This is a genomic window from Dolichospermum sp. UHCC 0352 (assembly GCF_009711925.1).
GTDB classification, from domain to species: domain Bacteria; phylum Cyanobacteriota; class Cyanobacteriia; order Cyanobacteriales; family Nostocaceae; genus Dolichospermum; species Dolichospermum lemmermannii.
Genome location: NZ_VIKY01000023.1, coordinates 1 through 8464, shown reverse-complemented (window position 1 = coordinate 8464; position 8464 = coordinate 1). Strand labels below are relative to the sequence as shown.

Genomic DNA, 8464 nt, shown 5'->3' with positions numbered 1-8464 from the left:
TTCTCCAAATGCTTCGCCCGTACAGTTGTTCGTTGTCAGTTGTTCGTTGTTTTGCTACTGACCAATGACCAAGGACTAATTAAAGTCTGCGCCAGCGGCGACCGTCTTGGTTGATTAGTAATTCTGCTTCTTCTGGTTCCCAAGTACCGGCTTCATACTGAGGAATATTCGCAGGATTGGCTGGTAAATCCCATACAGACAAGGCAGGTGTAACTACTTGCCAAGCCGCTTCTACTTCGTCCGCCCGTGTAAACAAAGTTTGGTCGCCCATCATACAATCAAGGAAGAGACGATCGTAGGCATCGGAAGTAGCAGAAATACCTAGAGAGCCGTAGCTAAAATCCATATCTACGGCACGGGTACGGAAATCACCACCGGGCATTTTCACATCAAACCGGAGGGAAATACCTTCATTGGGTTGTATTCGCATGGCCAAAACGTTGGCGTTTGTTTGTTGAGCCGCAGAGGGGAACATTCTCGAAGGAACTTCGCGGAAATGAATCGCAATTTCACTGACTTTTTTCGGCATCCGCTTACCAGTTCGTAGGTAAAAAGGAACACCTTGCCAACGCCAGTTATCTACCATGAACTTCATGGCTACGTAAGTAGGGGTAGTAGATTCAGGATTAACACCTGGTTCAGTTCGATACCCTGCCACCTGTTGACCTTTCATCCAACCCGCGCTGTATTGTCCACGAATTGCTGATTTTGACAAATTATTAACATCAGCTAAACGAGTCGCTTGTAATACTTTAACTTTTTCCGTGCGGATACTGTCAGCATCCATAGAGTTAGGTGCTTCCATGGCCGTTAAACAGTAAAGCTGCATGAGGTGATTTTGCAGCATATCTCGCAACGCGCCCGCACTTTCATAATAACCCGCCCGGTCTTCTACTCCCACGGTTTCGGCGACAGTAATTTGTACATGATCTACAAATTGCCGATTCCACAAAGGTTCAAAAATGGCATTAGCAAAGCGGAAAACCAGCAAGTTTTGCACCGTTTCTTTCCCTAAGTAGTGGTCAAGACGATAAACTTGGTTTTCTTTACAAACCTTTTGTACTACTTGGTTGAGATTTTGAGCGGAAGCTAAATCACGACCAAAGGGTTTTTCAATGACTAACCGCTGTTTTTCGGGGTCTTCTAGCATTCCTGCTAACCCTAGTTGCTTAATAGCTTCAGGGAAGAAATTAGGGGCAACAGAGAGGTAAAACATCCGGTTTCCTCTTGTTCCTCGTTTCTCGTCTAGTTCAGCTAATAGGGTTTTCAGTTTTTGGTATCCTGCGGGGTCATCTATATTCCCAGGACAGTAAAATAAACCTTGGGAAAAGTCTTGCCAAAGTTCACCTAATTCCACATTAGCGTGAGCTTCTGCCATGCCTTTTTGCATTTGCTCGCGGAAGTATTCGTGACTCCATTCCCGACGCGCTACGCCCACAATGGTGGTTTCTGCGGGAATACGTCTTTCTCTCCGCAATTTGTACAGTGCTGGTACTAATTTACGCCAGGTTAGATCTCCAGAAGCACCAAAGATGACGATAATTTGTGGTTCGGGCATCCCTTGCTGCTGTAGACCGACGCGCAATGGATTTTCTAGCAGACTGACCATAGGATTTTAGATTTTAGATTTTAGATTTTGCCAGAGGTGAAGGGCAAGAAGAAAAAGATCTCTACTTCCTGATCTTTTCTTAAATTCCGCAATCTCCTCTATAGGTGAGAATAGCTTGACTTGACCTTTGAAAGAGTTCATGAATCACACGGAAAGGACACAGACAGGTTATTGCAAGTACATAGAGTACAGAATCAGAATTTAGAATCCAGAATTTAGAATCCAGAATCCAGGGAATTTATTCCCTGTCTTATAGCTAAAGTCGGTTTTAACCGACTGTTTTTCTGTTATTTGTTCTATGTGGAACATGAGGTTTGATTTTTTAATTAATTAGAGTTTTATCTAATTACCTGTTTTGATAAAAGACATGACCTTGGCTACATTTTCTTTACTACCAATAATTAATGGTGTCCGCTGGTGCAATTTGCTGGGAACTACATCTAAAATATCCATTGTTCCTGTAGTCGCTATACCTCCAGCTTGTTCAATTAAAAATGCTAGGGGAGCAGTTTCATACAGCAAACGTAATTTACCTTCTGGTTTTTGTAGTGTGCCGGGATAGAGAAATACCCCACCCTGTAATAATATTCTGTGAATATCGCTCACCATTGCCCCACTGTAACGGGAACTATAGCCTTCTGTGCGATGAACATAACGGATATATTCTCTAAAAGATTCATCCCATTGCCAGAAGTTACCATCATTAACGCTATAGGTGGCGGCATGATCTGGCATTTTGATATTTTCTTGACAGAGAATAAACTCACCCAAACTAGGATCAAGAATGAATGAATGTACACCTGTACCTATGCTATAAACTAGCATAGTGCTTGGTCCATAGAGAATATATCCGGCTGCTAATTGCTTGCGTCCATTTGTAAGTAGATCCTTGGCTTCACCATCAGCATCTTCTCCTTCTTGCTGACGAATGGCAAAGATAGAACCTAAACTGAGATTGTTATCTGTGTTAGATGAGCCGTCAATGGGGTCATAAAGGAGAGTATAACGACCAATGGGGCAGTTTTCGGGGATGTAGTAGGGTTTTTCCATTTCTTCGGAAGCGAGACGACAGACTAAGCCGCTTTGCTTGAACACGGAAATAAATACTTCATTGGCGTAAACATCCATCTTTTTGACGGATTCTCCCTGGACGTTGACTTCTCCAGTAAATCCCAGCACCCCTTCCATTAAACCAGCGCGACTCAACCGACGGGCAACTAATTTACCCGCTAAAGCGATACGATTCATCAGCGCACTTAAATCCTGGGCATTTGGTCCAAAGCTTTGTAATTGCTGGAGGACGTGACGGGATAATGTTGTACAATCACGATCTAAAGCTTTATCTGTGGACAAATCTAAAGATTCTGATATTTGTGTCATGTTGTTCGCTGCTATGGGGTCATGTTCCTGCTTCTATCTTAGAAAGGGAATTTGATAACTTAAATGTGATTTTATATAAACTAAAGAATTGAATTTTTAATTTGAAGATTCTCGACTTCTTCAAGAAGTCGAGAATCTGTGTTTTTCAGTATTTTTCTCTAGATAATAAATCTTCAAAGTAGTTGACACTAAGCACGTAGAATGATACTGTGTACCAAGTTGTGTAAATATTTTTTTGATAGTCATGGTCAAGATCAATATCTCTACCCCCCCATAATCGCTAAAACCCTTGCTGTAAGCGGATTTGCGGCTTCTGTTTTCCTAAGTGCAGCCCCGGCTCATGCTATTAGTTTCAATTTTCAGTTTCAGGATACACGGCCTGGAGGTACTAACGGGTTAGTTAAGGGAACATTAAGCGGTTTAGTGGAAGGTAATAACTCTGGAACAGGGATTACAGCAACGGTTATATCTAGTCCCGGTGGTAAAGGAGTCGGTTCTGGTTATAATTTTTCTTCCACTGGTAACGGTAATGCTTTTAACGTTACCAGTGGTAATATAACTTTTGCTGATGCTTCGTTTATCAATTCTGCTGACACCTTCTTATTTTTGGGAACATCTGGGAATGACAGTTATTATAACGATTTAACTGATATGAGTACTTTCTCTTATGCCGATTACACCAACACTACAACACAATTCACTGCTGCGACACCTGTTCCCTTTGAGTCTAGTCCTATTGCGCTACCAGCATCATTAGCTGTTTGTTTTGGCGCTGCTAAACTCCGCAGAAACCATCTTGCTAAAAAACGCATGGTATCGGTTGAGGCTTAATTTGATTTTATAGACAAAACACAATAACAATTTTTGAGCCGGCTTGAGTCGGCTTTTGTCATGAGACTGGGAATATGGCTTATGCCAAGCTACGCTATCATTACCAGGCAGGTTTAAACTATTATCATTGCTTCTAATGGGTGAGGAGGGAATCGAACCCGCAACCAATTGATTAAGAGTCAACTGCTCTACCGTTGAGCTACTCACCCGTTCATTAACTCATAATATCAGACTTTTGAATTTTGCGCTAGTGTTGCAGCTAAAAAACTGGCAACAACGGAAATTGCATGATAAAAGTGGTTTGACTGTTAGCAGTTGTAAGCAGCTAGTAACATAACTGATCTAGTTTTTCCCTCAGATTTCCCTCACCTCAAAATTAACTTGGGGGAAAAATGGGGGAAAGTTCAAACCCAGATACGGCAATCAATCTGGATAATCATTTAATTGGTTATGAACGCTTACTGGCTTTAATTAAAAGCATACAGAAGCAGACTCCTAAAGGGGTAGGTTTAAAAAGAGAAGTCAGGGCATCTGCTACATACGTAGGGCTTGCTGAATAAACATAAAACCGGGACAAATAAATGACTTGATGGGGATAGAAAGTGAAAAAGGTGCAAGAAAAAGAGTTAAAATGCAGCAATTCTCATTTTGAAAAAATAAGATAAAATTCTCTTAATTTAAGTAAAAAATTTGTATGAAATTATCATTTTTTAATAAATTAAACTTAGACCTGCATCTGATGTTACTTTACCACCCTGGAAATTCACTACTACTGGAGGGAGTTTTTCTTGTTTGCAAGTGAACTGTTTTGGTATACAATCTGTTCTGACTGGGGTCATATTTTATAATTACTGAAATGCTTGTTACATATACGTTTTCGCAGTTTTTGACCCCTTTTTTTCTTTTCTTTGTGAGAAATCCGGCTTACCTCCTCCCATCGCTGTGTCAGCAGCAGAAGTTGATCACCGTCTACCCTTTCAAAACTTCAAAACATTTACGTCAATTTACTTATGTCTCCTAACATTGACCTAGCAGGAATTACCTTACCTAAGGCTCTCAAATTAAAACTGGAATCTTTGGATAATATAGATTTAGTCTCGTCAAATTCAGAAGTTTATTTAGATTTAGATTTAGATCATGATTTGCAATTAAATTTAGACGAAATTTTTAACATTCATAGTAAAATCCCATACATGAATGTAGCCCTAGATAGAATTATTGTTGAAATATTTAGCCAACCTGAAATTAAAATATCCGCATCAAAATGTAAACTTTATAAAAATCATCATAAAATTGAAATTAGGTGTCGAGGATTCCTAAATAACAGAAAAATTGAATTGATTTTTGGACGAAAAACCACATTAAGATATCAATTAACTAGTGATTTTAGTTTCAGTAAACTCACAAATAAAATTCCTATTATCAACAATCTAAAATTAGCCAATTCAGAGTTAATTATCACTAACATTGCCCATGCTTTTGCACATTCAAAATCAGGTGATATTAATTTAAACAGAGGACTAAACTTTATCGGAGATATTGATTTAAGAAAGTTCCCTAAAAACTTTAGTAATTTTCTACATAAAAATTTAGGGATTACATACTTGGAATCTATGATTAGTTTCAATCCCACAGGACAAGTTAGCTTAACAGGTAATATTGCAAGTGATATGCAACTATTTTCCCGCCAACAATTTAAAGCTAATTTTAGTAACTTGCTCATGGAATTAAAAATTGATCCTGATTTAGAGCCAAACTTTGGATTAACTGGAAATTTAATTCTTCAAGGTTACGACCCTACCCAGGAAAAAGAACCTAAACTATTTCTCTCTGGTTCTCTCTCTCTCGAACCTGAATCTTTAACAGCATCTTTCTGTCAACAAAGTGAAAAATCCTGGCATAATCCCTATGGTTTGGTAGGAACTGAACTTCGCAATATCAGGTTTCAAGGAGGTGGAACATATTTACCTCCTTACTTTGATAATTTTGGCTTCATTGGTGATTTGAGATGGGAAAAAATAGATATTGAGGTAGCATTCCTCATAGATACTAATGATCCTGAGCGATTAGCTTTAGTTTTAACTCCTAATCAAGCCGTTAGTTTAATAGATTTGTGGCGCGGTCTAGTCAGTTCCTTTATTACCAAACAAGTAGGTTGCTCAATTGATTTAGTTAACAAAGCCCTAGGTTTATTAGAAAGTCTGGTAAATTTGACTATCGAATCAATTGATAGGGATAGAGACGGAAAAATTAACCCATTAATTAAGTATGTTCCCTTCCCGACGATGATTGCAGGCCAACCAATATCAGAAGGTTTAGAAATTAATGGCAAAGTCAATGCTTGGGGTCATGAAGCAATCTTATTCCTTGAAGGTGACAAAAGTTTAAATAATATTAGTGGTTCGTTAAAAGTTTTAGAAATAGATTTAGGATTTATCAAAATTAAGGGAACAGATGACGATAGCTTAGATTTAGCTTTAAACGTAACACCTAGCGAGCAGTATTTTCAAGGAGATGGCTATGTAGAGTTGTTTAATAATCAAATTGCAAATGTTGAATTTAAAATTACTTCTAGCAATGCTACCTTTAAAAACTTTGACTTGAGTTTAGCTAATTTATTGAGTATTGATGTTGATGACCTAACTATAGATATAAAATCTGGTTCTGGTAGTGGTTCAGGAAAGGTTTCAATTTTGGGTAATACTCTGGTAGGGATTACCTTTGATGTTAATCACAATAGTGTTAACCTGAAGAACGTTCAACTGAATTTAGCAAGTTTCTTAACTTTGACTATTCCTAATCTCACAGTTAATTTAAAGAATCAAAGCGCAACCGGAAAAACAAATATTATTGGTTTTAATCAATCTTTAGGTAAGGGTACGTTATCATTTAACCTTCAAGACGTTTTAATTAATGATGTAGCTCTTAATTTAGCCAATGTTCTCAAGCTAAATGTTCCTAAGTTTAAAGTAGATTTAATGAATAAAAAGATTTTTGGTTTAGGTGATATTACTCTCCTGGGTAAACAATTCACATTACTAGGAATTAGTCTGAATGAGAGTGGATTTCAAGCCACAAGTAATTTCAACTTTGGCATTTTAGCTTTCAACGGTGCTACAGTTAATCTAGGCAAGGGAACTCATGGTAATATCAATAATTCTGCTAGTATTTCCGGGAATCTCAAGTTTTTAGGTTATACTTTTGCTAATATTACTGCTAGTGTAAATAGCAGTAAATTAACTGCATCAGGTAGTTTTAATTTTGCTGGTGTTCTCATCCTTAAAGGGATAAATAATCAAAGAAATGCCAAAATAATGCTGAAAAAATCTAAAAATGGATTTTATAATTCTGTTAGTATTATAGGTAGATTTTATCTCTTAAACCAAGAGTTGACTTCAGTAAATGTGGATTTGAGAGACTTATTCAGCAAACCCTAACTAGGGCTTGCTGAATAAACATAGAACCGTGACAAATCAATGACTTGAGGGGGGATAGAAAATGAAAAGGTGCAAGAAAAAGAGTTAAAATGGGTAAAAACCCTTGCACAAAAGCGTAATAGAATGTATAGAAAAGCGCAAGAACAAGAAACAGCACCAGGAAAGTTTCAACTACCTTTCGAGGAGAAATTGGCATTAGATAATCCGTGGGTAATCATGACAAAAATGATACCTTTGTCTGAATTTGAATCAGAATATGCAGCAATTGTCAAGAAAGAGGAATTAGAATTAGTGGTCTACCATTAGGAAGACCGCCCAAAAATGTCAGTTCAGAAACAAAGAAACAAGCCGCTGATGATGAAGGAATTCGTAACTGTATTGAGGGCAAATTTGGGCAAGGTAAACGGAGATTTAGCTTGGGTAGAGTTATGGCTAAACTTCCTCATACCTCTCTGACTAGTACCGCAAGGCGGAAGTCAAAAGTCAAAAGTCAAAAGTCAAAAGTCAAAAGTAATATTGAGCAAGCTTTTTGACGATTAAGAATGGTTGGTTTATTTACGCCGTGCTGTACTAGTATTGCTATTACTTTTTTAGTTATGAATCTTTCTACCTTGCTATCAAGGTTTTTTCGGGGATTTTTATGGCAATTTTTGCAAATAACGTCTTTTTTCTCTAATTTGATTAGCAAAAGTTATATTTTGCAAAAATTTAAACAACAAAAACTTATATTTACTTTTGCCTAATTACTTAGTCATCTTTTTTCTTGCCTTTTCCCAATTTTTCAGCAAGCCCTAAATATCCCTGGCTTCTGCGATAATTAATGTGATAAATGAGAAGATTGTTAAAAGTTTTCGGGTATCTGAATTTCTCAAATCCTGGATATCCTGATTCTGACAAATAAAAATCACCAACTCCCCACCAAAAATAACATCCTGAAAATCCTCAAATCCTGGATATCCTGATTCTGACAATTAAATAAACCTACTTGTCTATCTCAGATTTTAACCATGTTTCCAAATCATTAATATCTGTAAAATCTAATAATGCTTCTCCTAACTTTTCCAGTTGTTCTATATTCAAACTGTTGATATTTTCGATGTAAATATCTTTCAATTTTCCAAATCTTTTTGATAACTGACGTATTAATAAAATCATCTCACCATTCTGCCTACCTTCTTCTCTACCTTCTTCTCTCCCTTCCTGCTTG

8 protein-coding genes, 1 tRNA gene and 1 pseudogene are annotated in these 8464 nt (G+C 37.4%); 5 read left to right on the top strand and 5 right to left on the bottom strand.

The genetic code is table 11. The annotated features are described in order from the left end of the window. Positions 1 to 79: 79 nt before the first annotated feature. Both zwf and fbp read right to left on the bottom strand, forming a co-directional pair. The gene (zwf, locus tag FJR06_RS01570; RefSeq protein ID WP_168632175.1) at positions 80 to 1609 is read right to left on the bottom strand and encodes a glucose-6-phosphate dehydrogenase; all 1530 of its coding nucleotides are present in this window, start codon (positions 1607 to 1609) and stop codon (positions 80 to 82) included. A gap of 342 nt (positions 1610 to 1951) precedes the next feature. Continuing rightward, positions 1952 to 2989 (bottom strand): class 1 fructose-bisphosphatase, encoded by a 1038-nt coding sequence (gene fbp, locus FJR06_RS01565; protein WP_015080816.1) that lies wholly within the window; start codon positions 2987 to 2989, stop codon positions 1952 to 1954. 201 nt (positions 2990 to 3190) lie between these two features. On the opposite strand from fbp, the gene FJR06_RS01560 reads away from it, so the two are divergent. Then, positions 3191 to 3820, top strand: coding sequence for a hypothetical protein (locus tag FJR06_RS01560; protein ID WP_015080815.1), 630 nt, complete (start codon positions 3191 to 3193; stop codon positions 3818 to 3820). Between the two features lie 137 nt (positions 3821 to 3957). Here FJR06_RS01560 and FJR06_RS01555 read toward each other — a convergent pair. Then, positions 3958 to 4029 (bottom strand) — tRNA-Lys (locus tag FJR06_RS01555). 183 nt (positions 4030 to 4212) lie between these two features. Between FJR06_RS01555 and FJR06_RS01550 the strand changes: the two genes are divergently transcribed. The 4 genes and pseudogenes from FJR06_RS01550 to FJR06_RS01535 all read left to right on the top strand — a co-directional run. Beyond that, positions 4213 to 4380: a hypothetical protein gene (locus FJR06_RS01550; RefSeq protein ID WP_158310538.1), complete on the top strand. Its 168-nt coding sequence runs from the start codon at positions 4213 to 4215 to the stop codon at positions 4378 to 4380. Between the two features lie 450 nt (positions 4381 to 4830). Next, entirely contained in the window at positions 4831 to 7257 is a 2427-nt protein-coding gene (locus FJR06_RS01545; protein WP_015080814.1) for a hypothetical protein, read from the top strand. A gap of 123 nt (positions 7258 to 7380) precedes the next feature. After that, a complete protein-coding gene (locus tag FJR06_RS01540; protein ID WP_051155243.1) occupies positions 7381 to 7563 on the top strand; it encodes a hypothetical protein in 183 nt (60 codons plus the stop codon). Further along, a pseudogene (locus FJR06_RS01535) lies at positions 7524 to 7724 on the top strand (transposase); the annotation flags it as partial. The gene FJR06_RS01540 and the pseudogene FJR06_RS01535, both read left to right, overlap by 40 nt. Positions 7725 to 8048: 324 nt before the next feature. Here the strand turns inward: FJR06_RS01535 and FJR06_RS01530 are convergent. Continuing rightward, positions 8049 to 8228 (bottom strand): hypothetical protein, encoded by a 180-nt coding sequence (locus FJR06_RS01530; RefSeq protein WP_041458080.1) that lies wholly within the window; start codon positions 8226 to 8228, stop codon positions 8049 to 8051. A gap of 10 nt (positions 8229 to 8238) precedes the next feature. Then, on the bottom strand, positions 8239 to 8464 hold a 226-nt coding region (locus FJR06_RS01525; RefSeq protein WP_168650482.1), incomplete at its 5' end, for a DUF4351 domain-containing protein.

Excerpts from the sequence above, each read along its gene's own strand:
- FJR06_RS01540 (WP_051155243.1), top strand. The coding sequence starts at position 7,381 with ATGTATAGAAAAGCGCAAGAACAAGAAACAGCACCAGGAAAGTTTCAA.
- FJR06_RS01560 (WP_015080815.1), top strand. The coding sequence starts at position 3,191 with ATGATACTGTGTACCAAGTTGTGTAAATATTTTTTTGATAGTCATGGT.
- zwf (WP_168632175.1), bottom strand. The coding sequence starts at position 1,609 with ATGGTCAGTCTGCTAGAAAATCCATTGCGCGTCGGTCTACAGCAGCAA.
- FJR06_RS01545 (WP_015080814.1), top strand. The coding sequence starts at position 4,831 with ATGTCTCCTAACATTGACCTAGCAGGAATTACCTTACCTAAGGCTCTC.
- FJR06_RS01550 (WP_158310538.1), top strand. The coding sequence starts at position 4,213 with ATGGGGGAAAGTTCAAACCCAGATACGGCAATCAATCTGGATAATCAT.
- fbp (WP_015080816.1), bottom strand. The coding sequence starts at position 2,989 with ATGACACAAATATCAGAATCTTTAGATTTGTCCACAGATAAAGCTTTA.